Origin of the sequence: Methylococcus sp. S1M (assembly GCF_051295855.1) — a bacterium.
Taxonomy (GTDB): Bacteria; Pseudomonadota; Gammaproteobacteria; order Methylococcales; family Methylococcaceae; genus Methylococcus; species Methylococcus capsulatus.
In genome coordinates, this window is record NZ_JBPDXO010000002.1 from 50,760 (window position 1) to 77,086 (window position 26,327).

At 62.9% G+C, this 26,327-nt stretch carries 19 protein-coding genes; 6 read left to right on the forward strand and 13 right to left on the reverse strand.

Translation table 11 applies throughout. The features are described from left to right. Positions 1–4 precede the first annotated feature (4 nt). The 4 genes from ACSHWJ_RS03930 to rlmE all read right to left on the reverse strand — a co-directional run bounded on the left by ACSHWJ_RS03930 (position 5) and on the right by rlmE (position 5,981). Positions 5–1,579, reverse strand: coding sequence for an SrfA family protein (locus ACSHWJ_RS03930; protein ID WP_010961098.1), 1,575 nt, complete (start codon positions 1,577–1,579; stop codon positions 5–7). 200 nt (positions 1,580–1,779) lie between these two features. Continuing rightward, a complete protein-coding gene (gene glmM / locus ACSHWJ_RS03935) occupies positions 1,780–3,123 on the reverse strand; it encodes a phosphoglucosamine mutase (RefSeq protein ID WP_010961099.1) in 1,344 nt (447 codons plus the stop codon). Positions 3,124–3,237: 114 nt separating this feature from the next. After that, complete coding sequence (ftsH, locus tag ACSHWJ_RS03940) at positions 3,238–5,145, reverse strand: ATP-dependent zinc metalloprotease FtsH (RefSeq protein ID WP_187148265.1); 1,908 nt, start codon at positions 5,143–5,145, stop codon at positions 3,238–3,240. A gap of 203 nt (positions 5,146–5,348) precedes the next feature. Continuing rightward, the gene (rlmE, locus tag ACSHWJ_RS03945; protein ID WP_432539485.1) at positions 5,349–5,981 is read right to left on the reverse strand and encodes a 23S rRNA (uridine(2552)-2'-O)-methyltransferase RlmE; all 633 of its coding nucleotides are present in this window, start codon (positions 5,979–5,981) and stop codon (positions 5,349–5,351) included. A 58-nt stretch (positions 5,982–6,039) separates the two neighbouring features. On the opposite strand from rlmE, the gene yhbY reads away from it, so the two are divergent. Beyond that, the gene (gene yhbY, locus ACSHWJ_RS03950; RefSeq protein ID WP_432539484.1) at positions 6,040–6,321 is read left to right on the forward strand and encodes a ribosome assembly RNA-binding protein YhbY; all 282 of its coding nucleotides are present in this window, start codon (positions 6,040–6,042) and stop codon (positions 6,319–6,321) included. Here the strand turns inward: yhbY and greA are convergent. From greA to hrcA, 8 genes are all read right to left on the reverse strand, one after another. Continuing rightward, complete coding sequence (greA, locus tag ACSHWJ_RS03955; RefSeq protein ID WP_010961103.1) at positions 6,318–6,794, reverse strand: transcription elongation factor GreA; 477 nt, start codon at positions 6,792–6,794, stop codon at positions 6,318–6,320. The genes yhbY and greA overlap by 4 nt on opposite strands. A 24-nt stretch (positions 6,795–6,818) precedes the next feature. After that, a complete protein-coding gene (carB, locus tag ACSHWJ_RS03960) occupies positions 6,819–10,037 on the reverse strand; it encodes a carbamoyl-phosphate synthase large subunit (protein ID WP_017365473.1) in 3,219 nt (1,072 codons plus the stop codon). A 15-nt stretch (positions 10,038–10,052) separates the two neighbouring features. Then, the gene (gene carA, locus ACSHWJ_RS03965) at positions 10,053–11,189 is read right to left on the reverse strand and encodes a glutamine-hydrolyzing carbamoyl-phosphate synthase small subunit (protein WP_432539483.1); all 1,137 of its coding nucleotides are present in this window, start codon (positions 11,187–11,189) and stop codon (positions 10,053–10,055) included. Positions 11,190–11,323: 134 nt separating this feature from the next. Then, positions 11,324–12,133: a 4-hydroxy-tetrahydrodipicolinate reductase gene (dapB, locus tag ACSHWJ_RS03970; protein WP_010961106.1), complete on the reverse strand. Its 810-nt coding sequence runs from the start codon at positions 12,131–12,133 to the stop codon at positions 11,324–11,326. Positions 12,134–12,150: 17 nt separating this feature from the next. Next, positions 12,151–13,284: a molecular chaperone DnaJ gene (gene dnaJ, locus ACSHWJ_RS03975; RefSeq protein WP_010961107.1), complete on the reverse strand. Its 1,134-nt coding sequence runs from the start codon at positions 13,282–13,284 to the stop codon at positions 12,151–12,153. 95 nt (positions 13,285–13,379) lie between these two features. After that, positions 13,380–15,305: a molecular chaperone DnaK gene (gene dnaK, locus ACSHWJ_RS03980; RefSeq protein WP_010961108.1), complete on the reverse strand. Its 1,926-nt coding sequence runs from the start codon at positions 15,303–15,305 to the stop codon at positions 13,380–13,382. Between the two features lie 68 nt (positions 15,306–15,373). After that, a complete protein-coding gene (gene grpE, locus ACSHWJ_RS03985; protein ID WP_218797903.1) occupies positions 15,374–15,931 on the reverse strand; it encodes a nucleotide exchange factor GrpE in 558 nt (185 codons plus the stop codon). Positions 15,932–16,040: 109 nt separating this feature from the next. After that, positions 16,041–17,093 carry a heat-inducible transcriptional repressor HrcA gene (gene hrcA, locus ACSHWJ_RS03990; protein ID WP_010961110.1) on the reverse strand — a complete coding sequence of 351 codons (1,053 nt, stop codon included), beginning with the start codon at positions 17,091–17,093 and terminating at the stop codon, positions 16,041–16,043. Positions 17,094–17,312: 219 nt separating this feature from the next. Between hrcA and ACSHWJ_RS03995 the strand changes: the two genes are divergently transcribed. The 4 genes from ACSHWJ_RS03995 (at position 17,313) to ACSHWJ_RS04010 (ending at position 22,063) form a co-directional block, all read left to right on the forward strand. Further along, positions 17,313–18,185 carry an NAD(+) kinase gene (locus tag ACSHWJ_RS03995; RefSeq protein ID WP_017365469.1) on the forward strand — a complete coding sequence of 291 codons (873 nt, stop codon included), beginning with the start codon at positions 17,313–17,315 and terminating at the stop codon, positions 18,183–18,185. A 3-nt stretch (positions 18,186–18,188) separates the two neighbouring features. Beyond that, complete coding sequence (gene recN / locus ACSHWJ_RS04000) at positions 18,189–19,865, forward strand: DNA repair protein RecN (RefSeq protein ID WP_432539482.1); 1,677 nt, start codon at positions 18,189–18,191, stop codon at positions 19,863–19,865. A gap of 210 nt (positions 19,866–20,075) precedes the next feature. Further along, a complete protein-coding gene (locus ACSHWJ_RS04005) occupies positions 20,076–21,179 on the forward strand; it encodes an agmatine deiminase family protein (RefSeq protein WP_432539481.1) in 1,104 nt (367 codons plus the stop codon). Continuing rightward, the gene (locus ACSHWJ_RS04010; protein ID WP_017365466.1) at positions 21,176–22,063 is read left to right on the forward strand and encodes a carbon-nitrogen hydrolase; all 888 of its coding nucleotides are present in this window, start codon (positions 21,176–21,178) and stop codon (positions 22,061–22,063) included. Before ACSHWJ_RS04005 ends, ACSHWJ_RS04010 begins: the two co-directional genes overlap by 4 nt. Positions 22,064–22,134: 71 nt before the next feature. Here ACSHWJ_RS04010 and ACSHWJ_RS04015 read toward each other — a convergent pair whose 3' ends face one another. Continuing rightward, complete coding sequence (locus ACSHWJ_RS04015; RefSeq protein WP_228370160.1) at positions 22,135–22,494, reverse strand: H-NS histone family protein; 360 nt, start codon at positions 22,492–22,494, stop codon at positions 22,135–22,137. Between the two features lie 330 nt (positions 22,495–22,824). On the opposite strand from ACSHWJ_RS04015, the gene mfd reads away from it, so the two are divergent. After that, positions 22,825–26,295 carry a transcription-repair coupling factor gene (gene mfd / locus ACSHWJ_RS04020; RefSeq protein WP_432539480.1) on the forward strand — a complete coding sequence of 1,157 codons (3,471 nt, stop codon included), beginning with the start codon at positions 22,825–22,827 and terminating at the stop codon, positions 26,293–26,295. Positions 26,296–26,327: the final 32 nt, after the last annotated feature.

Consider the following 26,327-nt stretch of genomic DNA (forward strand, 5'->3'; position numbering starts at 1 on the left):
TCCGCTATTTCTTGGTGATCCGGACCTTGTAATCGGAACCGTCCGGATTCCTGCCCTTGCACACCGCATGGCCTTGCGGGTCGGTGGTGCATTCCACCTTGGAGCGCTGGATGCTGCTGCCGTCGGGACAGCGGATGTCGCCGGCCTGGTCGATCACCAGCCTGGATCCGCTGAAACTGGAAGTCACCGGCGCGGTGCATTCCATCTCCTTGCCGCCGACCGAACGCTTCAGCCGGGCCATGCCATCCTTGCCCTTGAAATCGTATTCGAGCCGAATCGGATTGCCGGAGCTGTCCTGCAGACCGGTGACGGACTGCCACTGGCCGTTCAGGAAGTCGGTAGAGCCCTTCCTGGCTGCCTCCTTGGGGATCGTCAGCGGCGCGCCGGAAGTCCTCGCGTTGGCTCCAGCCTTGGAAATGGCTTTTTCGGACGGAGCCTCAGCAGGTGGTTCGGTTTTCGCTGCTGATTTATCTTCGGCGGATTGCGCGGCTTCGTCGGCCGGCTGGCCCTCGGCGGTTTGTCCTCCGCTGCCGGGATCCGGTTGCGGCTTATCGTCGCCAGGCGATCCGGTCCCAGCCACGTCGGTGTGGGCAGACGCGGCCTCGGAGACTGACGTGCTTTCGGCCGCGTCAGCCGCACTCTCCGGCGGCATCGCGGCTGACGTGTCCCAGTTCTCGGTATCGGTCGCCCCTTCCGGGCTTTGATCCACTTGCGTGGAGTCCACGACGGTCCGGGAACCCTCCACCGAGCGCTTCACGCTCACCGTGTCCCGGTCCTGGCGCCCGCTCCGGTCGATTCGCTCACCGAAGGCGGCGACGTCGCTGCGGCTCTTTTCCCCACTTTCCTCCTTTGCATCGGGACTGGGAGATACGTCGGGGATGACATCCCCTTCCCTTTCCAGCGGAAGCGGGCTCGGCGTAGGCTCTTGCCGGACGAACCCGGACAGACCGTCCGGCCCGCAATTCTTCAAGCCGAACAAGAGGAGTCCCACCAGAAGCAGCAGCGGCAACAACAGCCAGTGCCACCAGCGCCGGCGCCCAGGCATCGGTGGAATCTTGCCCGGCCCCGCCTCGAAACGCGCCGCCGATGCCGAGATGCCGCTTACGTCGAGGCTGGCCAGCACGTCACGCTCCGAAACCTCCTCGCGCTGGGCGAAGCCCCAGAACGTCATGACCGGCCGCCCCCCGACGAGATACACATGATCCTCCCCGGGAATACGCGTCGCCAGCGCCAGCAGCTTGCCAAAAACCTGCTGCTCGCCGTCCTCCGACGCCTGCAGCGCCCGGCTCTTCTCCAGCAGGCGCTCGCGCGCCGCCAACAGGCTGGCCCTGGCCGGGCCGCGCTCCTCCGGAGTCGCCGACGTCCAGGGCACCACGTCTCCATCGAATGCGGAATACCAATCCAGGGTATCCCCCTTCTCGTCCTGGACCGGCACGGCGAAGTAATCCGCCGCCTCCTGGCCGAGCTGCCGCCGAATCGCGGCCCGCAATTGCGAAGCCGCGCGGTAGACCGGCTGGCCGGTGGCACCCAGGGGCAAAAAGTGCTTCAGGCGGCCGGAGCGAAGCAGGACACCAGCCATGGGAACACTCCTAGAATCGTCGGAAAGGAGGGAATGGTCGGCCGGATCGCTGACACGGCCGGCAGCCGGACTCCGCGCTGCGCACCCGATTGTAGCAAAGATGCAGCGCGAGGACGGGAAGCCGACCGACTCGTGATACAGGGAATGTCCCCTTTCCGTTCAATGGCATAAGTCGGAAACGAGCCTGGCCGGCACACGCTTCAGGCGGAAAACGCCCGGGCCACGGCTCCCGCCAACCGGTCGGCGAGCTCGCGGACCTGGCCCTCGTCCGCTCCTTCGACCATCACCCGGATCAAGGGCTCCGTGCCCGACGGGCGCAACAGTACGCGTCCCGAATCGCCCAACTCCGCCTCCACCTCGGCCTTCACTTTCTGGACCAGCGGCACCGAAGCCAGACTGACCCGTTCCGCCAGCCGCACGTTGACCAGCCGCTGGGGATATTTCCTCATGCCCTGCTTCAGTTCGTGCAGGGTTTTTCCGCTGCGGACGATCTCCGCCAGGACTTGCAGGGCGGAGACGATGCCGTCCCCCGTGGTGGTGCGGTCGCGGCAAATGATGTGTCCCGACCCTTCGCCGCCGAGCATGCTGCCGTGTTCGAGCATCATTTCCATCACGTAGCGGTCGCCGACCGCGGCCCGCCTGAATTCCAGGCCCAGGCGCCGTATCGCCTGCTCCAGGCCGAGATTGCTCATCAGGGTTCCCACCACGGAACCCTTCAGTTCGCCTTCGGCGTGCCGGGCATTGGCGATGACGAACAGCAGTTCGTCGCCGTCGACGACCTCCCCCCGGTGGTCGACCATGATCAGCCGATCGCCGTCTCCATCCAGCGCTATGCCCAGATCGGCATTTTCCTCGAGCACCGTCTGGCGAAGGTTTTCAGGATCCGTGGCGCCGACGCGATCGTTGATGTTGAGACCGTCCGGCGCGACCCCGAGGGTACTCACGGTCGCTCTCAGTTCCGAGAACACGTCGGGAGCGACGTGGTAGGTCGATCCGTGGGCGCAGTCCACCACGATTTTCATTCCGGAAAAATGCATACCCAGGGGAATCGTGCTCTTGCAAAACTCGATATAGCGCCCCGCCGCGTCCACGATGCGGGTCGCCTTGCCGATGTGCGAACACTCCACAGTGGTCATGGGCCTGCCCAGATAGTCTTCGATCAACAGTTCCAGTTCGTCGGGCAGCTTCATGCCGTCCGGCCCGAAAAACTTGATGCCGTTGTCGTAATAAGGGTTGTGTGAAGCGCTGATCACCACGCCCGCCTGGGCGCGGAGGGTGCGGGTCAGATAAGCGACCGCCGGGGTCGGCATCGGGCCGAGTAGTTGCGTATCGACGCCGGCGGCGGAAAAGCCGGCTTCCAAAGCCGATTCGAACATGTATCCGGAAATCCGGGTATCCTTGCCGATCAGGACACGCCGGCCCGGCATCTCCCGGGCGAAGACGCAGCCCGCCGCCCACCCGAGCTTGAGCATGAAATCCGGAGTGATCGGGTAATCACCCACCCTGCCGCGAATTCCGTCGGTCCCGAAATACTCTTTCTTCACTGCTTCCTCCCCCAATTCTGACGTCCTCAAGAAAACTAGCGAAATCGCGGACAATAGAAAACCCCTGGCAGACTGCGCCCGCCAGGGGTTCGAAAGCCTGTGCGGCCCGAAAACTCAGGTCTGCTCCGCCGGTTTGCCGAAGGACCCCGATACCGGCTGATCGCCACCCTTCGATGCCGACTCGCCGCTACCGGGAGGCGTATTGTCCTCCCAGCTCTGGGGAACCCTGGGGGACCTGCCTTCCATGATGTCGGCGATCTGCAGACGGTCTATGGTTTCATATTTGATCAGCGCTTCGGCCATGAGGTGCATCTTATCCATATTTTCCCGGAGGATACGCTCGGCGCGCTCGTAGTTACGGTCGATGATCGAGCGGATCTCCTCGTCGATCAGGTGCGCCGTCTCCTCCGATACGCTCTTGTGCTTGGTCACGGACCGCCCCAGGAAGACCTCGCCCTCCTCCTCGCTGTAAGCCAGCGGCCCCAGCCGCTCCGAGAGCCCCCAGCGCGTCACCATGTTCCGCGCCAAATTGGTGGCACGTTCGATGTCGTTCTGGGCACCGGTGGTGACGTGCTCACGACCGAACACGATCTCCTCGGCCAGCCGGCCGCCGAACAGGCTGGAAATCTGGCTCTCCAGTTTCTGCTTGCTGGCGCTGTAGGTGTCACGCTCCGGCAGGAACATCGTGATGCCAAGGGCGCGGCCGCGTGGCATGATGCTGACCTTGTACACGGGGTCATGCTCGGGGACCATCAAGCCAACGATGGCATGGCCGGCTTCGTGGTAGGCCGTGAGCTTCTTTTCCTCATCGCTCATGACCATGGACTTGCGCTCGACGCCCATGAGGATCTTGTCCTTGGCCTTCTCGAAATCCTCCATTTCCACGACCCGCTTGTTTTTGCGGGCGGCGAACAGGGCGGCCTCGTTGACGAGGTTGGCCAGATCGGCCCCCGAGAAACCGGGCGTGCCCCGTGCCAGATACTTCGCTTCCACGTCGTCAGCCAGTGGCACGCGTTTCATGTGGACCTTGAGGATCTGCTCACGGCCGCGGACGTCCGGCAGCCCCACCACGATCTGGCGGTCGAACCGGCCCGGCCGCAGCAGCGCGGGATCGAGCACGTCGGGGCGGTTGGTCGCGGCGATCACGATGATGCCTTCGGTGCCTTCGAAACCGTCCATCTCGACCAGCAGCTGGTTCAGGGTCTGCTCGCGCTCGTCATGCCCGCCGCCCAGACCCGCACCGCGGTGACGGCCGACCGCATCGATTTCGTCGATGAAGATGATACAGGGAGCGTGCTTCTTGGCCTGTTCGAACATGTCACGCACGCGCGACGCGCCCACCCCGACGAACATTTCCACGAAATCCGAACCCGATATCGAGAAGAACGGCACCCGCGCCTCGCCGGCAATGGCCCGTGCCAGCAGCGTCTTGCCGGTGCCCGGCGGGCCGACCATGAGCGCGCCGCGCGGGATCTTGCCGCCCAGTTTCTGGAACTTGCTCGGATCCTTGAGGAAATCGACCATCTCGGCTACGTCCTCCTTGGCCTCGTCGGCACCCGCCACATCGGCGAAGGTCACCTTGACCTGATCTTCTTCGATCAGCCGTGCCTTGCTCTTGCCGAAGGACATCGCCCCCCGGCCGCCCGCGCCGCCCTGCATCTGGCGCATGAAGAATATCCATACCGCCACCAGCAGCAGCATGGGGAACCAGGAGATGAAGATTTGCATCAGGAGCGACTGCGACTCCGGCGGCTGCGCCTTGATCTCCACGTGGTTCTTGAGCAGGTCGTCGATCAGGTGCGGGTCTTCCGGGTTGTAGGTCGAGAATTTCTCACCCGTACCCAGCATGCCGCGCACGTTCTGCCCGTCGATCGTCACCGACTTGACCTGTCCTTCATTCACCGCCGCGATGAACTGCGAATAGGACATGCTGGAATCGACCGATTTACGGGACCCGAAGTTGTTGAAGACGGACATCAGCACGACGGCGATGACCACCCAGAGCAGGATATTCTTTAACATGTCGTTCACGACTCGAATCTCCGTAGTCGGATTGGAATGGGATGGAGAACGGCTCTTGTTATTTTGTGTCAGACCGATGACGGCAATATTATCCACACCTGCACGCGATCGCTACGGAATTCCCCGCAGCACGAAAAAATCGCCGACGCAACATGACACAAATATGACACTTGGATGGCCAAAATCGTTCCCGCCCCCCTGATTCAGCGGTCGGCGCCACGGTATCCCTTACCGACCAGGTAAATTTCCGCGCTCCGTGCCCGCGAGGCCTTCGGCTTCCTCATGCCGACGGACCCAAACGCCTTCCTGGCCCGTGCCACGTATTCCTGGAATCCTTCCCCCTGGAACAGCTTCACGACGAAACTTCCCTTCGGCCCCAGCACCCTTTCCGCGAGATCGAAGGCCAATTCCGCCAGGTACATGCTGCGCGGCTGGTCGACGTTGCGGTTACCGCTCATATTGGGCGCCATGTCCGACAATACCACATCCACACGGCACCCGCCGATGGCTTCCAGCATCGCCTGGAACACCGCATCGTCGAGAAAATCCCCTTGCACCACGGTGACGCCGGGTAAAGGCTCCATCGGCAGCATGTCCAGGGCAAGGACTCGGCCGGAGGCCCCCACCCGCCGGGCCGCATATTGCGACCAACCGCCTGGGGCCGCCCCGAGGTCGATCACCGTGGTGCCGGGCGCGAACAAACGGTCATGCTCGTCCAGCTCCATCAGCTTGAAGACGGCTCTCGAACGATAACCTTTCTCCTGCGCCAGGCGCACGTACTCGTCGGAGAAATGCTCCGCCAGCCAGCGGCCGCTGCTCCGGCTACGCTTTGCCATGAGAAATTTCTTCAATCACGTTACAATAAACGGCTTTTTCTTCGACAGAGTGCCACGTATGACTCCCGAACTCCGACGCCAATTACGCGCCAAGGCCCACAAACTGAAGCCGGTCGTGATCACCGGCCAGGCCGGTATCACACCGGGCGTGCTCGGCGAAATCGACACGGCTCTGGAACATCACGAATTGATCAAAGTCCGGGTCAATGCCGGGGACCGCGAAACCAGAGCGGAGATGACGGCGCAAATCTGCGGAGAGTCGGGTGCCGAGCTGGTCCAGTCGCTCGGCCATGTGATCACGCTGTTCCGGAAATCGCCTGAGCGGGGCAGGAAAGTCTAGACGTATCTGACCGATACGATTTCGTATTCGCGGGTACCGCCCGGCGCCTGCACCGTCGCTACGTCGCCTTCCTGTTTGCCGATGAGGGCGCGCGCGATCGGCGAAGTCACCGAAATCCTCCCTTCTTTGATCTCGGCTTCGTCCTCGCCGACGATTTGATAGGTCACCACTTCGCCGGAAGCCAGATCTTCGATCTCCGCGGTCGCCCCGAAGACGACCTTGCCGCCGGGGTTCAGCCGCGTGACGTCGATGATCTGGGCATTGGCGAGCTTGGCCTCGATCTCCTTGATCCGTCCTTCGATGAATCCCTGCTGTTCGCGCGCTGCCTGATATTCGGCGTTCTCCTTCAGGTCGCCATGGGCGCGCGCTTCGGCGATCGCCTCGATGACCCGGGGCCGCGCCACCGTCTTCAGATGATTGAGTTCTTCACGCAGCTTCTCGGCACCGCGTGTGGTCATGGGAGTCTTGTTCATCGCTGCTGCTTCCGATTCTCCGATTCAGGATAGGGCGCCATGCAAATCCTGCAGCCGGTTGACGTCCACCGAGCCGAGTTCGTCCAGCGCACAGCAGATCGCATGGGCGCCGGAAATCGTGGTGGTGTAGGTCACCTGATGCTGCAGAGCCTGCCGCCGAATGGTGAACGAATCGGCGATGGCCTTCTTGCCCTCGGTCGTATTGATGATAAGCTGAATCTGGCCGTTCTTGATCATGTCGACAATATGCGGCCGCCCTTCGTACACCTTGTTCACCTTTTCGCAAGGCACGCCCGCATCCTGCAGCACCTTCGCCGTGCCTCGCGTGGCCACCAGGCGGAACCCCCTGGCGACCAGGGCCTTCGCGATCGGAACGATCTTGGGCTTGTCGGCGTCACGGATGCTGATGAGGGTCGTCCCCTCGTAGGCCAGACGCACACTCGCGGCCCGCTGCGCCTTGGCGTAAGCCTCGCCGAAACTGGCGCCGACACCCATCACCTCGCCGGTCGACTTCATCTCCGGCCCGAGCAGCGGGTCGACACCAGGGAATTTGATGAAGGGAAACACCGCCTCCTTCACCGAGAAATACGGCGGAATGCGCTCTTCGCTCACGCCCTGCTGGTCGAGGCTGCGTCCGACCATGCAGCGCGCCGCGACCTTGGCCAGGGGATATCCGGTCGCCTTCGAGACGAAGGGAACGGTGCGGGAGGCGCGCGGATTCACTTCCAGTACGAATATCTCATCATCCTGGATGGCGAACTGGGTGTTCATTAAACCGACCACGCCCAATGCCTCCGCCAGCAGGCGGACCTGCTCTCTGACCCGGTCCTGGATGTCCACCCGCAGGTCATACGGCGGAATCGAGCAGGCGGAATCGCCCGAATGCACCCCCGCCTGCTCGATGTGCTGCATCAAGCCGCCGATCATCACGCGCTGGCCGTCGGCGACGGCATCCACATCCATCTCGATGGCATCGGACAGGAAGCGGTCGAGCAGCACCGGGGATTCGTTGGAAACACTGACGGCTTCCAGCATATAGCGCTTGAGGTCATCGTCGTTGAACACGATTTCCATGGCCCGGCCACCCAATACATAGGAGGGACGCACGACCAGCGGGTAGCCTATTTCCTGGGCACCCCGCAGGGCCTCTTCCAGCGAGCGCGCGGTGCGGTTGGGCGGCTGTTTCAGGTTGAGCCGGTCGATCAGTTTCTGGAAGCGCTCACGGTCCTCGGCCAGGTCTATGGAATCGGGCGAAGTGCCGATGATCGGCACGCCGGCCGCTTCCAGCGCCCGGGCCAGCTTCAGCGGCGTCTGGCCGCCGTATTGCACGATCACGCCCTTCGGCTTCTCCAGATGAACCACTTCGAGCACATCCTCCAGCGTCAGCGGCTCGAAATACAGGCGGTCGGAAGTGTCGAAATCGGTCGACACCGTCTCCGGATTGCAGTTGATCATGATGGTTTCGAAACCATCCTCGCGCAGCGCCATCGCCGCGTGCACGCAGCAATAGTCGAACTCGATGCCCTGGCCGATGCGGTTGGGACCGCCGCCGAGCACGACGATCTTCTCCCGGTCCGTCGGCGCGGCTTCACACTCTTCCTCGTAGGTCGAGTAAAGATAAGCGGTGACGGTGGCGAACTCGGCCGCGCAGGAGTCGATCCGCTTGTACACCGGACGGATGCCGAAACGATGTCGCACCGCCCGCACTTCGGCTTCGCTGCGGTCCAGCAGGCGGGCCAGACGGGAATCGGAGAATCCCTTGCGTTTCAGAGCCAGCAGTTCGTCAGGGGTAAGCGATGCAAGGGTACGCTTGGCCAGGGCGGCTTCCTCGAGGATCAAATCCTCGATCTGGGCGAGGAACCAGGGATCGATGGCACTCAGCTCATGGACCTGGTCGAGACTCCAACCCAGCCGGAAAGCGTCGGCGACGTAGAACAGGCGGTCGCAGCCCGGATGGCCCAGCTCGCGCTGCAAGCGCTCCACCCGGTCGTCGCTGTCCGCAGTGAGCTTGCCGACCAACCCGTCCACCCCGATCTCCAGGCTGCGTAAGGCCTTCTGCAGCGACTCCTGGAAAGTCCGGCCGATCGCCATGGCTTCGCCTACCGACTTCATCTGGGTGGTGAGGCGATCGTCCGCCTGCGGGAATTTTTCGAAGGTGAAGCGCGGGACCTTGGTCACCACATAATCGATGGTCGGTTCGAACGACGCCGGCATGGCACCGCCGGTGATCTCGTTGCGCAGCTCGTCCAGGGTATAGCCGACCGCCAGCTTGGCAGCGACCTTGGCAATGGGGAAACCGGTGGCCTTGGAAGCCAGCGCCGAAGAACGCGACACCCGGGGATTCATCTCGATCACGATCAGACGGCCGTCCCTCGGATTGACGGCGAACTGGACGTTGGAACCGCCGGTATCCACCCCGATCTCGCGCAGCACCGCGATCGAGGCGTCACGCATGATCTGGTATTCCTTGTCGGTCAGCGTCTGCGCCGGCGCGACCGTGATCGAATCGCCGGTATGAACCCCCATGGGATCGAGGTTTTCGATCGAACAGACGATGATGCAGTTGTCGGCACGGTCGCGCACCACCTCCATCTCGTACTCTTTCCAGCCGAGCACCGACTCCTCGATCAGCAGTTCGTGGGTCGGCGAAAGCTCCAGCCCGCGTTCGCAGATTTCCACGAACTCCTCGCGGTTGTAGGCGATACCGCCACCGGACCCACCCAGGGTAAAGGAAGGTCGGATGATGGCGGGATAGCCGACCATGTCCAGCACGGACAACGCCTCTTCAAGGCTGTGAGCCACCTCGGATTTCGGTACTGACAGGCCGATCTTGATCATGGCCTTGCGGAACTGGTCGCGGTCCTCGGCCTTGGCGATGGCTTCGCGGCTGGCGCCGATCATCTCCACCCCAAACCGCTCCAGCACACCTTCGCGGTCCAGGTCCAGTGCACAGTTGAGCGCCGTCTGGCCGCCCATGGTCGGCAGCAGCGCATCCGGACGCTCCTTTTCGATGATGCGGGCAACCGTCTGCCAGTCGATCGGTTCGATGTAGGTTGCATCGGCCATCTCCGGGTCCGTCATGATCGTGGCCGGATTCGAATTGACCAGGATGACCCGATAGCCTTCCTCCTTCAGTGCCTTGCAGGCCTGGGCGCCGGAGTAGTCGAACTCACAGGCCTGGCCGATGACGATGGGGCCGGCGCCCAGGAGCAGAATCGATTTGATATCGGTACGTTTTGGCATGAACGAAGGACACCGTTAATGGCGGTTGCGGGCGGCTCTCATGGCGCCGACGAAGCGGTCGAACAGGTCGCACAGATCGTGCGGGCCAGGACTGGCTTCCGGATGCCCTTGGAAACTGAAGGCAGAACGATCGGTGAATTCGATGCCCTGCAGACTGCCGTCGAACAGCGAGCGGTGGGTCGGTCTCACGTTCGCCGGCAGGCTGGCCTCCTCCACGGCGAAACCGTGGTTCTGGCTGGTGATCACGACCCGGCCGGTGCTCAGGTCCTGCACCGGATGGTTTGCGCCGTGATGGCCGAACTTCATCTTCGACGTGCGCGCGCCCGCCGCGAGGGCCAGCAACTGATGCCCCAGGCAGATGCCGAAAACCGGAATGCCGGTGTCCAGGAATTCCCGGATCGCCGCAACGGCGTAGTCACAAGGCTCCGGATCACCAGGACCGTTCGATAGGAACAACCCGTCGGGTTTGAGCGCCAACGCTTCCGCTGCCGGCGTCCGGGCGGGTACCACGGTGACCCGGCAGCCTCGATCCGCGAGCAGTCGCAGGATGTTTCGCTTGACTCCGAAATCGTACGCGACGACATGGAAACCGCCTTGACCTGACTGCACCGGCTCGGCGCCGAACCGCCAGCTGCCTTCGGTCCACTCATAGCGCTGCGGGGTGGTGACGACCTGAGCCAGATCCATACCCTGCAATCCGGGAAAACCCCGGGCCATCGCCACCGCAGCGTCGGCATCCAGAGCGTTGCCGGCTGCGATGCAACCGCGCTGGGCCCCCTTGTCGCGCAGGATACGGGTCAGCCGGCGGGTATCCAGGCCGGCAATGCCGACCACGCCGCGCTGGCGCAGGTATTCGTCGAGCCGGCGCTCGCACCGCCAGTTGCTGGCCCGCAGCGGCAGATCACGGATCACCAATCCGCTGGCGAAAATGCCGGTAGATTCGGTGTCTTCTTCGTTGATGCCGGTGTTGCCGATGTGGGGATAGGTCAGCGCGACGATCTGCCGCGCGTAGGACGGATCGGTGAGGATTTCCTGGTAGCCGGTGATCGAGGTATTGAACACCACCTCGCCCACCGATGCCCCCTCGGCCCCGATCGCGTAGCCACGAAACACGGTACCGTCGTCAAGAGCGAGCAGCGCGGGAGTTTTCAAAAAAGCCACCTCAAGACGTGCAAAAACGGGGCAGACCCGAAGATATGCCCCGCTCGTTGGGATATTCGATGCGTTTTAGCCGTGGGATTATAGAAGATAGCCCTGATGGAGTCCATCCAGAGCGCGGCGGCACCTCATCCCTTCAAACCCAGCACGTCCTGCATGTCGAACAGTCCTTCGCCTTGGGACATCAGCCAGACGGCCGCCCTGACCGCTCCCTTGGCGAAGGTCATGCGGCTGCTGGCCTTATGGGTGATCTCGATGCGCTCGCCTTCGTCGGCGAACATGACGGTGTGCTCGCCGACGATGTCGCCGGCGCGGATGGTGGAGAAACCGATGGTCTTGGCATCGCGTATCCCGGTGATGCCTTCGCGGCCGTAGATCGCGCAGTCCTGCAAGTTCCGCCCCAAGGCTTTCGCCACCACTTCGCCCATGCGCAGCGCGGTTCCGGAGGGCGCGTCGATCTTATGGCGGTGATGCGCCTCGACGATCTCGATGTCGGCATGCTCGCCCACCACCCGGGCGGCGATATCCAGCAGCTTGAGGGCCAGATTCACACCCACGCTCATGTTGGGCGCGAACACGATACCCATGCCCTCCGCGGCGGCGGCTATGAGCTGGCGCTGCTCCGCGCTGAAACCGGTCGTGCCGATCACCAGCCGGATTCCGGCCGAACGGCAGGATTCGAGATGGGCCAGCGTGACTTCCGGCAGGGTGAAGTCGATCAGTACATCGACTTTGTCCGAAACTTCGCTCAGGTTGCCGACCACGGGCAAACCGATCGCCGACAAACCGGCCAGCTCGCCCGCGTCGCGCCCCACCACCGGACTCCCGGGACGCGCGATCGCCGCCGTTAGCTCCACTGCCGGATCGGCTAAGCATGCGCGCACGAGATTGCCGCCCATCCGGCCGGCGACACCCGCTATTCCTGTTCTGATCACCATGGTTCCAGCCTTCCCTCTCAAAGTCCCAGGCGATCGAAGAACTGTTTGACCCCGTCCAACCAACCATGTGCCTGGGGACTGTGATGGCTGCCACCGCCCCGCAAGGATTCGTCGAGCTGCCGAATCAGGTCGATCTGCTCCTTGTTCAGGTGCACCGGCGTCTCGACTCTCACCCGGCACAGCAGGTCACCGGCCACGCCGCCCCGGACCGGCTTGACACCCTTCCCACGGACCCGAAACAGCCGCCCGGTCTGGGTCTCGGCCGGAATCTTGAGCACCACCTTGCCGTCCAGCGTCGGCACTTCCAGTTCGCCGCCCAGACAGGCGGTAGGGAAACCGATCGGCACTTCGCAGTACAGATCGGCGCCGTCCCGCGTGAAGATGGGATGCTGCTTGACGCCGATGTGTACGTAGAGATCGCCCGGCGGCCCGCCGCCCTCCCCCGCTTCACCCTCGCCGGAAAGCCGGATACGGTCGCCGGTATCCACGCCGGGCGGAATTTTGACCGACAAGGTCTTGGTCTCCTGCACGCGGCCCTGGCCGTAACAGACCCGGCAGGGGTCGGAAATGTGCTGGCCGGTGCCGCGACAGGTCGGACAAGTCTGCTGAACCGAGAAGAAGCCCTGCTGCATGCGCACCGCACCCTGGCCGTGGCAGGTCGGGCAGGTCACGGGAGCGCTGCCTTTCTTGGCACCGGAACCACCACACTCGGTGCAGGTGACCCACGTCGGCACCTTGATCTTCGCTTCGGTCCCGGCTACGGCCTCCTCCAGCGTAAGCTCGAGGTTATAGCGCAGATCACTCCCCCGTTGCCCCCGGCCTCGACGGCGTCCACCTCCACCGAAGATATCCCCAAAGACATCGCCGAAAATATCGCTGAAACTGTCACCCGTGAATCCGAAGCCGCCGCCTCCGCCCATCGAAGGATCGATGCCGGCATGGCCGAACTGATCATAGGCCGACCGCTTCTTGGGGTCTGAGAGGACATCGTAGGCCTCCTTCACGCTCTTGAAACGCTCCTCGGCCTCGGGATTGTCCTTGTTCCGGTCGGGGTGGTATTTCATCGCGAGGCGGCGGAACGCCTTCTTGATGTCGCTGTCGCTGGCGTTGCGAGGAACCCCGAGCGTTTCGTAATAGTCTTCTTTTGCCATAAACGCACAACCGCCGGCTCGACGCCGGCGGCCCGATCAAGAGGGATCAGGATGAACCGCGTCCCACGGGGGGATGCTGCACGGTCCGCCGCGGTTCAACGCTTGTCGTCGCGGACTTCCTCAAACTCGGCGTCGACGACGTCATCGCCGCCCGACCCGCCAGCCTTTTCGTGGCTGTGCGTTTCACTGCCTGCCGTGCCGCCCTGCTGGGTATAGAGCCGTTCGGCAAGCTTGCCGGAGAGTTCGGTCAACGCGCTGGTCCGCTGCTCGATCAGATCCTTGTTGTCACCGCCCATGGCATCCTTCAGGTCGTTCAGGGCCGCTTCGATTTTCGCCCGCTCCTCGCCGGAGACCTTGTCGCCCAGTTCGGCGAGTGTCTTGTTGGTGGCGTGGACCACGGCATCGGCGTGATTGCGCGCGCTGACCAGCTCGTGCATGCGGCGGTCTTCTTCCGCGTGCAGTTCGGCATCCTTCACCATCCGCTTGATCTCGTCCTCGGACAGGCCGCTGGAGGCGCGGATGACGATGGACTGCTGTTTGCCTGTCGCCTTGTCCTTGGCCGAGACGTTCAGGATGCCGTTGGCATCGATGTCGAAAGTCACCTCGATCTGCGGCACGCCGCGCGGTGCCATCGGGATGTCGCTCAGGTCGAAACGCCCCAGCGACTTGTTGTCACGGGCCATTTCACGCTCACCCTGCAACACATGGATGGTCACGGCCGTCTGGTTGTCCTCGGCGGTGGAAAACACCTGTGTGGCCTTGGTCGGGATCGTGGTGTTCTTTTCGATCAATTTGGTCATGACGCCGCCCAGGGTCTCGATACCCAGGGACAAGGGGGTCACATCCAGCAACAGCACATCCTTCACCTGGCCACCGAGCACGCCGGCCTGAATGGCGGCGCCGACCGCCACGGCCTCATCCGGATTGACGTCCTTACGCGGCTCCCTGCCGAAGATTTCCTTGACGAACTCCTGCACTTTGGGCATCCGGGTCTGACCGCCGACCAGGATGACTTCATCGATGTCGGCCGACTTCAAACCGGCATCCTTCAGCGCGGTTTCACAAGGACCGCGGGTGCGCAGGATCAGATCCTCCACCAGCGCCTCCAGCTTGGCCCGGGTGAGCTTGACGTTGAGGTGTTTGGGCCCGGTCGCATCCGCCGTGATGTAGGGCAGGTTGATCTCGGTCTGCTGGCTGGACGACAGCTCGATCTTGGCCTTTTCGGCAGACTCCTTCAGGCGTTGCAGCGCCAGCGGATCGTTGTGCAGATCGATGCCCTGTTCCTTACGGAACTCGTCTACGATGTATTCGATGATGCGCAGATCGAAGTCTTCGCCGCCGAGGAAGGTATCGCCGTTGGTCGACAGCACCTCGAACTGATGCTCGCCGTCGACTTCGGCGATCTCGATGATGGAGATGTCGAAAGTGCCGCCACCCAGGTCGTAGACCGCGATCTTCTGGTCGCCGCGGCTCTTGTCCATACCATAGGCCAGCGCTGCCGCGGTCGGCTCATTGATGATGCGCTTGACATCCAGACCGGCGATACGGCCGGCGTCCTTGGTGGCCTGGCGCTGAGAGTCGTTGAAATACGCCGGCACGGTGATGACCGCTTCCTTGACTTCTTCACCCAGATAGGCCTCCGCGTCCTTCTTGAGCTTCATCAGCACGCGCGCCGAAATCTCCGGTGGCGCCATCTTCTTTCCGCCGACCTCCACCCAGGCGTCGCCGTTCTCCGCTTCGACGATCGTATAAGGCACCATCTTGATGTCTTTCTGGACGACGTCATCCTTGTAGCGACGACCGATCAGCCGCTTTATCGCAAACAAGGTGTTCTTCGGATTGGTGATGGCCTGCCGCTTGGCGGACTGCCCCACCAACACCTCGTTGTCCGCAGTGAAAGCGACGATCGAGGGGGTGGTGCGTGCACCTTCGGAATTCTCGATCACGCGGGGCTTGCCGCCCTCGAGGATGGCCACACACGAGTTGGTGGTGCCCAGGTCGATCCCGATAATCTTTGCCATGGGTTTCTCCGATTTATAAGTGATTGTTCTGAAAGCCTATAGGCTATGTGAGGCCGATCTCGGGGATTTCAAGCCTGGGCCACGACGACGAGCGCCGGCCGAAGCAGCCGGTCGTTCAGGAGATAGCCTTTCTGAAAGACCTTGACGACCGTGTTTGGCTCGGCTTCCCCGGCCGGCTCCATGGCCATGGCCTGGTGCTGCTCCGGATTGAACTTCTCGCCGAGCGGATCGACGACCGCGATGCCGAATTTCTCAAACACGCTCTTGAACTGCTTCAAGGTCAGCTCCGCCCCTTCCCGGAGCTTGGCGACGTCGGGCGCATCGCCGGTGGAAGCTGCGATGCCCAGCTCCAGGCTGTCCATGACCGGCAGTAGCTCCTTGGCGAATTTTTCCAGCGCGTACTTGTGGGCGTTCTGGATGTCTTTCTCCAGCCGGCGGCGCAGGTTTTCCATTTCCGCCTGGGCCCGAACGAACCGGTCCCAGTTTTCGCTGGCCTGCTGCTGCGCCTCGAGCAGGGCCTTGTCCGGCTCAGCGGCTGGCGCAGCTTCGAGGGGTGTGCTCTCCACCTCCAGCGGTTCCGGCTGAGGCTCCGGGCCGGGGCCGTTGGTCAATTCTTCTTCGCTCATAGTCCGATTACAGGGTTTAATAGAGTTTGGATCGGGAAAAATGAAACCGCCCGGCCCCTCGGCGGGAGCGGGCGGCGGATGTCCTTTTGCCGTCACGACTCCGGCAATGCTAAGTTGGGGCCAGCGTCCGCTGATTCAAGGCCGCTCCCACCAGTTTCGCGGTGACGTCCACTAGCGGAATCACCCGTTCATACTTCATCCGGGTCGGTCCGATCACGCCGAGTACTCCCATCACCCGGTTGTCGACCGAATAGGAAGCCGTCACCAGGCTGCAGGGCTCCAGCGGCCGGAAACCACTCTCCTCTCCGATGATGATCTTCACCCCGGGCGACTCGAGGCAGCGATCGAGCAGGCCGACGATGCTTTCTTTCTGCCGGAACGCCTCGAACAGACCGCGCAGCCGGTCGACGTCGGCCAGCTCGACGAAATCCATGAGGTTGGTTTCCCCGCGCACCAGGAACGGCTTCCTGGAACGCCCGCCCTCGGCCAGAGCCTGTTCGGCGATCTCGCCCGCCTGCAACAGCTGTTCACTCAAACGGTCGCGTTCCTTCGCCAACTCGGCGCGCAGATGCTCCCGGGCCGAAACCATGTCCTTGCCGCCGCAGACGGCGTTGAAGAAGTTGGCCGCCGTCTGCAACTCCGCGGCACTGAATTTGTGGGGCGTGTGGATGATCTTGTTGTGGATTTCCTGGTCACTCGTGACCAGGATGGCCAGCACCCGGTTGTCCGAGAGGGGGAGAAATTCGATGTGCTGGAACACCAGGGTTTCCCGCCTCGGCATGGAAATGATGCAAGCCATGTGGGTCAGCTCGGACAGCAGCTTGGAAGCCGTTTCCAGCAGATCGCGCGGGTTTTCCCGGCTTTCCAGATCCAGCCACAACTGGTCGACGATGGCCTGATGCAGAGGTTTCACGGTCAGCAGGGAATCGACGAACAGGCGATAGCCGCTCACGGTGGGCAGACGCCCCGCCGAGGTATGCGGCGAGGTGATCAGGCCGAGTTCCTCGAGATCGGCCATGACGTTGCGTATCGTTGCCGGACTCAAGCCGGCATCCCGGGCGAGAACGCGCGAACCCACAGGCTGACCCTCGCCGATGTAACGCTCCACCAGCGCCTTCAGGAGTTGCTGCGCGCGTTCGCTCAGTTCTGGGAAACTCGCCACGGAAATTCCGTAAAGGATTTAATTTTAGGAATAGCACTCGGCCCATTGGAGTGCCAAAAAGCTAACAACCCCTAGATAAAGTGTCAAGAAGGTCCTACCATTTGGCAAAAATGCGGTATCCGCCCCCTTCGACCGGCGGTCGCCCCCGAGCCTTGCCAATCCTGATCAAGATCCTGAAGGCATCGAATTCTCAACCCCTCCTCACTCGAGTTCTGGCGGATGCCATCGCAATTTCGCACCATCGCGCTCATCGGAAAACCGGACGCTCCCCGGATAGCGGATACGCTCGCCGCCATTCACTCCTATCTGCTGACTTCCGGTCTCGAAATTCTGGTGGAGCACGGGTGCGCGGGGCTTTTTCCGCGTTCTGCCCGGACCGGCACGATGCCCGAACTGGCACGGCAGGCAGATATCGCCGTCGTCGTCGGCGGGGACGGCACCTTGCTGGGAGCCGCCCGCAGCCTTTACGCCCATGGCGTTCCCCTCGTGGGGATCAATCTGGGCCGGCTGGGATTCCTGGTGGACATCTCGCCCAACGAGGCCGTCGACAAGCTCAATGCGATATTGAGCGGGGCCTGCCGCGCCGAGGAGCGTTACCCTCTGACGGCCCGGTTGATCCGGAACGGGCAGACCATCGCGCAAGGCAGCGCAATCAACGAAGTCGTCGTCCACAGTGGCAGCGCGACCAGCATGATCGAACTGGAAACCGCCATCGATGGCGTGTTTCTGAATTCCCAGCGCTCCGACGGGCTGATCGTCTCCACGCCCACCGGTTCAACTGCCTATGCGCTGTCGGCCGGAGGCCCGATCCTCTATCCCACGCTCAATGCCACGGTACTGGCGCCGATCAACCCCCACACCCTGTCCAACCGTCCCATCGTCATTTCCGGCGACAGCCTGGTCACGATCGCTTTCCGGCCGAACAAGGAATTCCGCGCCCAGGTAAGCTGCGACAACGTCCCCTTCCCGGACGTCGGGATCGAGGACCGCATCGAAATTCGCAAGGCGGAACGGCCTTTCCGTATCCTTCACCCGACGGACTACGATTTCTTCCAGATCCTGAGGCACAAGCTCAACTGGAGCAACCGCTGAGCCATGCTGACCAGCCTGAGCATACGGGACCTCGCGGTGGTATCCGCCCTCGATCTGGACCTCCGCCCCGGCTTCACCGTGCTCACAGGCGAGACCGGTGCCGGCAAGTCCATCCTGCTCACCGCTCTGGGACTGGCACTGGGCGACCGGGCCGACTCCGGTCTGGTACGGCCGGGCGCGGAGCGGGGCGAAGTCAGCCTCTGCTTCGATCTGGGCGATGCCCCTTCTGCCCGGGACTGGCTCATCGACAACGAGCTGGCCGAACCCGATGAAGATACCTGCGTGATTCGCCGGACCATCGGTACGGATGGGCGCTCGCGCGCTTTCATCAATGGCCGTCCCGCGACCCTCCCGAACCTCCAGGCGCTGGGAAGGCATCTGGTGGAAATCCACGGTCAGCACGCTCATCTGAACCTGCTGCAGGCTGGCGAACAGCGGGCCTTGCTGGACCGGCACGCGGGCAGCCGCGAACTGGCCTCGGAGCTGAAGCGGATTTTCGAGCGCTGGAAAGAGGTTTCCGAGCGGATCGACCGCCTGCAACAGGACGCCAGCAGTCGCAACGCGCGCCAGGAATTGCTCCAGTACCAGGTGAACGAACTGGAACAACTCGGGATCGCGGGCCTGGATTACGGTGCACTGTCGGACGAGCACGAGCTGCTGGCCAATCTCGGGCGGGTTTCCGAAATCGGTTACGCGCAGCTCAAGCTGCTTTACGAGGATGAACAGTATTCGGTGAACGGTCTGCTGGCCCAGTCCACACATGCGGTCGGCGAACTCGCTCAGCTGTCGAAGGACTTCGCCGAGATACTGGATCTGCTGGAAAGCGCCCGCATACAGGTCAAAGAAGCGGCGATGGCGTTGCGCCATCACCTGGACGCACTCGATCCCGATCCGGCTAGATTGGCGGCGCTGGAACAACGGCTGGCGGAAGTCCACCAGCTCGGACGCAAGCACCAGGTGCGCCCGGAAGAACTGCCCGCCCACCTCGAAACGCTCCGGACCGAATTGCGGAGCCTTGCGACCGGCGAAGAGCGGCTTGAGCACCTGCTCGCCGAACGAAGCGAACTGCTGTCCGCCTACGATGCCGTCGCCCGCAGCCTCTCGGAAAAGCGGCGGGCAGCAGCCGAGGGGCTGGAGACGGACATCTCTCGGCTCATCCATGAACTCGGCATGCCGCACGGGCGCTTCGCCGTCGCCTTCGAGACGGATACCGAATCGGCGCCCACCCCCCACGGTCGCGACAGGATCGAATTCCTGGTCAGCGCCAATCCGGGTCTGCCGCCGCGGCCACTGTCGCGGGTCGCTTCCGGAGGCGAACTCTCCCGCATCAGCCTGGCGATCGAAGTGGCGTCGATCGCGCAAAAGACCACGCCTACCCTGATCTACGACGAGGTAGACACCGGCATCGGCGGCGGCGTGGCCGAGATGGTGGGAACCAAGTTGCGCTCACTCGGTGTCAACCGCCAAGTGCTGTGCGTGACCCACCTGCCCCAGATCGCGGCCCTGGGCCATCAGCATCTCCTGGTGGAGAAACATGCGCAGGACGGCGTCACCCAATCCACGGTACGCCCGCTGAGCATGGACGAACGCACCGGCGAAATCGCCCGCATGCTCGGCGGCCTGCGCATCACCGAGCAGACCCTGGCCCACGCACGAGAAATGCTGGCTTTGGCGCATTGAAACCGGTCCCCTGGCCGATATTTTGCCTTAGAATTGGCACCCCACATCGCCCCAACCGGTTGTTCCCTCCTCCGTGACCACCAGGAATGTCCACATGAACGACTCGACCCAGGAAAGCGAAACCGGCGTGTTCTCTTATAATTAAGGCGGGAACCCCGGACGGCGCCGACTCCGTGCCGCGTGCCGTCGGACCGCGGTCTCTTCGTTCCGATGACTTTTACCTCAATCCGGCGGCACGGGCCGCCGATACATACGTTGCCGAATCAAGTGAGCCCGATACGATTCATTCCCGAATGGGAGAAACAATCCGCAGTGCTGATCGCCTGGCCACCGGGCCACGGCGATTTCGCCCCCTGGCTAGACCAGGTCGAACAGACCTACGCGGCCATCGCCACGGCGTTGAGCCAACGCGAGACCCTCCTGATCGCCTGCCTCGACGCGGCCCACGAACGGCGTATCGGTGACATCCTGGCGAATACCGGAGCCGACAAAAACCGCATCGTTTTCATCCGGATTCCATACGACGACATCTGGGTCCGCGACACCGCGCCGCTGAGCAGGCTGCACGAGGGCCGGCCGGAACTGCTGGATTTCCGCTTCAACGGTTGGGGAGGGAAATACGAGTGCAGCGACGATGCCGCTCTGGCGGCCAGCCTCGTTGCGACGGGCATCTTCGGCCGGACGCCGCGAGTGCAGGTCGATTTCGTGCTCGAAGGCGGCAGCGTCGAAACCGACGGCCTCGGCACCGTGCTGACGACCAGCCGCTGTCTGCTCAATCCCAACCGCAATCCCGGCTACAGCCGCGCGGAGATCGAGGACTGCCTCGCAAGGACGCTGGGGGCCGATCGCATACTCTGGCTCGATCACGGCCAAGCCGAAGGCGACGACACCGATGCCCATGTCGACACCCTGGCGAGGTTCTGCTCGGAGCACACCATCGCCTATACCGCCTGCGACGACACATCCGATCCGCACCATGCGCCGCTGAAGGCGATGGAGGGGCAGCTGCAGGATCTGAAACAGCGCGATGGTCGGCCTTACACCCTGGTGCCGCTGCCGATCCCCAAGCCCATCCGCAACGAGCAAGGTCAGCGCCTGCCTGCCACCTACGCCAACTTCCTGATCGTCAACGACGCGGTTCTAGTCCCGGTCTATGCCGATCCAGCGGACTCGGTCGCCATCGAGCGCTTGGCGCCGTGTTTCCCCGACCGCGAAATCGTCCCCATCCATTGCACGCCACTGATCCGCCAATACGGCAGCCTGCACTGCATGAGCATGCAGTTTCCCGAAGCCGTCGGAGTCTCCTATCCATGAAATCCACCATCGAGCTGGCCCTGGTACAGCAGGCCTGTAACGGCAGCCGGGAACAGAACCTGGCCGCATCCGTCGAAGGGATCCGCAGATCCAAGGCCAAAGGCGCCGACCTGGTGATGCTCCCGGAACTGCACCTCGGCCCGTATTTCTGCCAGACCGAGGACTGCAGCTGTTTCGACGGCGCGGAAACCATCCCCGGCCCCACTACCGCCGAACTTGGGTCCGTGGCGCGGGAGCTGGGTATCGTGGTGGTCGCATCGCTGTTCGAACGGCGGGCCCCCGGCCTCTATCACAACACGGCGGTGGTGCTGGACAGTGACGGCAGCCTGGCCGGAAAGTACCGGAAGATGCACATCCCGGACGATCCGGGCTATTACGAGAAGTTCTACTTCACCCCGGGTGACCTCGGATTCCGCCCCATCGATACCTCGGTCGGACGCTTGGGTGTGCTGGTCTGCTGGGACCAATGGTATCCGGAGGCCGCGCGCCTGATGGCGCTGGCGGGCGCCGATCTCCTGCTGTACCCCACGGCGATCGGCTGGAACCCGGCCGACGACGAGGTCGAACGGTCGCGTCAGCTCGAGGCCTGGATCACGGTGCAGCGCGGGCATGCGGTCGCCAATGGGCTGACGGTAGCGGCCTGCAACCGCATCGGCAGCGAACCCGACCCGAGCGGCCAGACGCCGGGCATTCTGTTCTGGGGAAACAGTTTCGCTGCCGGCCCCCAGGGCGAATTCCTCTGCCGCGCCGGCCCGGCGGACACGGAATTGCTGATGGTGACCGTCGACCGCAAGCGTTCCGAAGACGTCCGGCGCATCTGGCCTTTCCTGCGAGACCGCCGCATCGACGGTTACGATGGATTATTACGGCGCTATCTCGATTGACTCTTCCTTGGAAGCACCCCTCCAAGAAAAAGGACGAGCGCGAAGCTCGTCCCCGGTTTCCCTCACCGGAATCAGGTCTTGATCTCGAATTCCTTGATGTCGCGACCCTGCGCGAGGAAAGCCTGCAGCCAACGCGGTTTCACGCCCCGGCCGCTCCATTTTTCTGCGGGATTATGCGGGTTCTGGTATTTCGCAGGCACCTTGGCGCCACGACGGGTACTCGGCGCACCTCCTCCCTTGGAAAGATCCTCGATGATCTGGAACCGGACACCCGCCTTGGAAGCCAGTTCATTCATCTGGCGAAGATATTCGCGCCGCTCCGATTCCAGTTTTTCCTTGAGCGCCTTGGTCGCTGCATCGATGAGCGACTGTAATTCCTGCGCCGTATAACCCGAAAAATCATGTGACATTGACAACACCTCTCTGAGCAAGTCTTAAGCTATATTGTTGTGACCCTTGATATAATACATAAACCCGGTAACACGATACAATATGTCTTCCGCCTATCTGTATCGGGAAGTGCAAATTGCCGGCTGCGAACCCTTCTTTTTCCAAGCCGTGCCCTTTGATGCGTACCAGACCGACGGGACCGGACCATCGGCTTCATCTAGCCAGAAACAATCCTGGCCTGGCCATGCCATCCCATTTAATACCGCGGCGCATTCACTTTCATTTCCCGAAATCGTACGTCTTTGGACATCGCCCCCTAAAATACGCCCCTTCCCACGGACATATCGTCGAACGTCCGGTATCCCGACAGCATGAAACCACTCGCTCCGTCTTCCTCTTTGGCTACGCCTTTGACCCCCCCTTTGCCTACCACCCGCCGCCAGGCCCTGTGCTGGAGCGGGCTGCACGGTTGCAGCGATTCCCTCGCGATCGCCTCGGCGATCGGTGCCTCACCCGGCTTGTTCGTCGTCGTCACCGCCGATGCCCAGAGCGCTTTACGCATCGAACAGGAGGTGAAGACATTTCTCGGTGGGGATGCGGCGCTCCTCCCATTCCCGGACTGGGAAATCCTCCCCTACGACGTGTTTTCCCCGCTGCCTGAAATCACGTCGCAGCGGCTGCGGACCTTTTACGAGCTGTCCCGCATCCAACATGGCCTGCTCATCACCCCTGTATCCACACTGATGCATCGGGTAGCTCCGCGGACCCACACCCTGGCCAATACGTTTTCCATTCGCACCGGCAGCGCTGTGAATATCGACCAGACCAGGCAGACGCTCGAAAGCGTAGGCTACCAGTGCGTCCCGCAGGTATACCAGCATGGCGAATTCGCGATCCGGGGCTCGATACTCGACCTTTATCCCATGGGGAGCGAGGCACCTTATCGCATCGAGCTGTTCGACGACGAGGTGGAAACGATCCGTACCTTCGATCCGGAAAGCCAGCGCTCGATCGAAAAAGTGGAAGACATCGAGCTTTTCCCTGCCCGCGAATTTCCGTTCGACGAGGCTGCCATTAAAAAGTTCCGGCAGAATTTCCGGGTCGAATTCCCGGATGCGGTGAGTCGCAGCGTCCTCTATCAGGATGTCAGCAAGGGAATCGCCGTCGGGGGGATCGAATACTACATACCCCTGTTCGTGGAACGGATGGATACGTTGTTCGATTACCTACCGGGCGATGCGACCCTGATATTGCACGGCGATGTCGAACAGGCTGCCGCCGCTTACTACGCCGAGGCCGCCAGCCGTCATGACCAGCGCCGCCACAACCTGGACCGTCCGCCCCTGCCACCGGCCCGCCTGTTTCTGGAACCCGATACGCTGACATCCAGCCTCGCATCCTTCAGCCGCGTCATGATCCCGGCTGCGGACGCCGCCCCCGCCACCGCGGTGAAATTCGACTGCGCGCCGCCGCCGGCACTGCATCCGGAAACCAAGACCCAGCCTCCCTACGAACCGCTGCAATGCTTCATCGGGGAGTTTGCCGGAAAAATCCTGCTGGTCGCGGAATCCGCGGGCCACCGCGAGACCCTGGCGGCGAACCTCACCAAGTACCGGATCCGTCCACGGATCGTGGAGAGCTGGGCGGACTTCCTTGCGGTGCCGGACCCGCTGTGCCTGATGGTCGCCGCCCTCGACCATGGCCTGGTCATTTCCGATCCTCCCCTGGCGATCGTGACCGAAGCCCAGCTCTCGGGCGACAAGGCCCAGCAACGCAGGCGCCGGCAACGCACGCCATCCAAGGATTTCGGCCAATTCCTGCGCAGCCTGGAAGAACTGGAGATCGGCGCGCCGGTGGTGCACCGCGAACACGGCGTTGGCCGCTATCTCGGCCTGCAGCGGATCGATACCGGCGGCGTGGAGTCGGAATTCCTGACGATCCGCTACGCCAACGACGACAAGCTCTACGTTCCCGTTTCGGCCCTCGGCATGGTCAGCCGCTACGCCGGCGCCGACCCGGAACACGCGCCGCTGCACCGCCTGGGCAGCGAACAATGGGCCAAGGCGCGCCGCAAGGCACTGGAACAGGTCCGCGACGTCGCCGCCGAACTGCTGGACATTCATGCCAGGCGAGCCGCGGCGAGCGGGCGGAGTTTCGCCACTCTGACCGAAGAATACCTGAGCTTCGCCGCTCAGTTCCCGTTCGAGGAAACACCCGACCAGGAAACCGCGATCCAGGACGTCATCCGCGACCTCGCCGCCCCCCGTCCGATGGACCGGGTGGTCTGCGGCGACGTCGGCTTCGGCAAAACGGAAGTCGCGATGCGGGCCGCCTTCATCGCCGCCCAGAACGGCCGCCAGGTCGCAGTGCTGGTACCGACCACCCTGCTGGCCCAGCAGCACTACAAGAACTTCTGTGACCGCTTCGCCGACTGGCCGATGCGGATCGACGTGCTGTCGCGCTTCGTCTCCAAGAAAGACCAAGCCCAGACCATCGCGGACATCGGCGACGGTAAGGTGGACATCGTCATAGGCACCCACCGGCTACTGCAGAAGGACATCCGCTTCAAGGACTTGGGACTGGTCATCATCGACGAGGAGCACCGCTTCGGGGTCGCGCACAAGGAGCATTTCAAGAAGCTGCGCAGCGAAGTGGATTTCCTGGCGCTGACCGCCACCCCCATCCCCCGCACCCTGGACATGGCCCTGAGCGGCCTGCGCGAGATTTCCGTCATCGCCACTCCGCCGCCCCACCGGCACGTCATCCGCACTTTCGTCACCGAATGGGACGACACGCTGGTGCAGGAAGCCATCACGCGCGAGATCAAGCGCGGCGGCCAGGTCTATTTCGTGCACAACAAGATCGAGACTCAGCCCAGACTGGCGGAGCGGCTGGAAAAACTGGTGCCCGGTATCCGCACCCGCATCGCCCACGGCCAGATGCCGGAGCGGGAATTGGAAAACATCATGCTGGACTTCTACCATCAGCGCTTCAACGTGCTGCTCTGCACCACCATCGTGGAAAGTGGCATCGACGTGCCCAGTGCCAACACGATACTGATCGACCGCGCGGACACCTTCGGTCTCGCCCAGCTCCACCAGCTGCGGGGACGGGTCGGACGCTCGCATCACCGCGCCTACGCCTATCTGCTGGTACCGCCGAAGAAGGCCATGACCGCCGACGCCGTGAAGCGCCTGGAGGCCATCGAGGCGGCAGGCGAACTCGGCGCCGGTTTCCTGCTGTCCTCTCAGGATCTGGAGATCCGCGGTGCCGGCGAGCTGCTCGGCGAGGAGCAGAGCGGCCAGATCCAGGAAATCGGCTTCACCTTATATACCGAACTGCTGGAAAAGGCCGTCAACGCGCTGAAATCCGGCAAACTGCCAGAACTGGAAACCGATCACCTCGCCGGTACCGAAGTCGACCTGCAATGCGCGGCGCTGATCCCGGAGGAATATCTCCCCGACGTGCACACCCGCCTGGTGCTGTACAAGCGCATCGCCAACGCCCGCAGCGACGACGAGCTGCGCGAGCTGCAGATCGAGATGATCGACCGCTTCGGCCTGCTGCCGGAGGCGACCAAGCAGCTGTTCGCGGTCAGCGCGCTGAAGAACGAGGCCGCCAAGCTGGGCATCGTCAAGATCGAAGCCGGGGCAACCGGCGGACGGTTGATATTCGAAGCCCACCCGGCCATCGACCCGGCCGCGATCATCCTGCTGATCCAGAAGGAGGCCGCCACCTACAAGCTGGACGGCCCGGACAAACTGCGGTTCATCGCCAAGCTCCCCACCCCGGCGGAGCGGGTCCGGTTCGTCGAGGCGCTGCTGGACCGGCTGAAGGCATGATGACCGGCGGAACCGGGCAATGTAGGACATTT

Bases quoted from the DNA above. Each gene is read 5' to 3' on its own strand.
- ACSHWJ_RS03930 (WP_010961098.1), bottom strand. From the start codon at position 1,579: ATGGCTGGTGTCCTGCTTCGCTCCGGCCGCCTGAAGCACTTTTTGCCC.
- ftsH (WP_187148265.1), bottom strand. From the start codon at position 5,145: ATGTTAAAGAATATCCTGCTCTGGGTGGTCATCGCCGTCGTGCTGATG.
- rlmE (WP_432539485.1), bottom strand. From the start codon at position 5,981: ATGGCAAAGCGTAGCCGGAGCAGCGGCCGCTGGCTGGCGGAGCATTTC.
- yhbY (WP_432539484.1), top strand. From the start codon at position 6,040: ATGACTCCCGAACTCCGACGCCAATTACGCGCCAAGGCCCACAAACTG.
- greA (WP_010961103.1), bottom strand. From the start codon at position 6,794: ATGAACAAGACTCCCATGACCACACGCGGTGCCGAGAAGCTGCGTGAA.
- carB (WP_017365473.1), bottom strand. From the start codon at position 10,037: ATGCCAAAACGTACCGATATCAAATCGATTCTGCTCCTGGGCGCCGGC.
- dapB (WP_010961106.1), bottom strand. From the start codon at position 12,133: ATGGTGATCAGAACAGGAATAGCGGGTGTCGCCGGCCGGATGGGCGGC.
- dnaJ (WP_010961107.1), bottom strand. From the start codon at position 13,284: ATGGCAAAAGAAGACTATTACGAAACGCTCGGGGTTCCTCGCAACGCC.
- dnaK (WP_010961108.1), bottom strand. From the start codon at position 15,305: ATGGCAAAGATTATCGGGATCGACCTGGGCACCACCAACTCGTGTGTG.
- grpE (WP_218797903.1), bottom strand. From the start codon at position 15,931: ATGAGCGAAGAAGAATTGACCAACGGCCCCGGCCCGGAGCCTCAGCCG.
- ACSHWJ_RS03995 (WP_017365469.1), top strand. From the start codon at position 17,313: ATGCCATCGCAATTTCGCACCATCGCGCTCATCGGAAAACCGGACGCT.
- recN (WP_432539482.1), top strand. From the start codon at position 18,189: ATGCTGACCAGCCTGAGCATACGGGACCTCGCGGTGGTATCCGCCCTC.
- ACSHWJ_RS04005 (WP_432539481.1), top strand. From the start codon at position 20,076: ATGACTTTTACCTCAATCCGGCGGCACGGGCCGCCGATACATACGTTG.
- ACSHWJ_RS04010 (WP_017365466.1), top strand. From the start codon at position 21,176: ATGAAATCCACCATCGAGCTGGCCCTGGTACAGCAGGCCTGTAACGGC.
- mfd (WP_432539480.1), top strand. From the start codon at position 22,825: ATGAAACCACTCGCTCCGTCTTCCTCTTTGGCTACGCCTTTGACCCCC.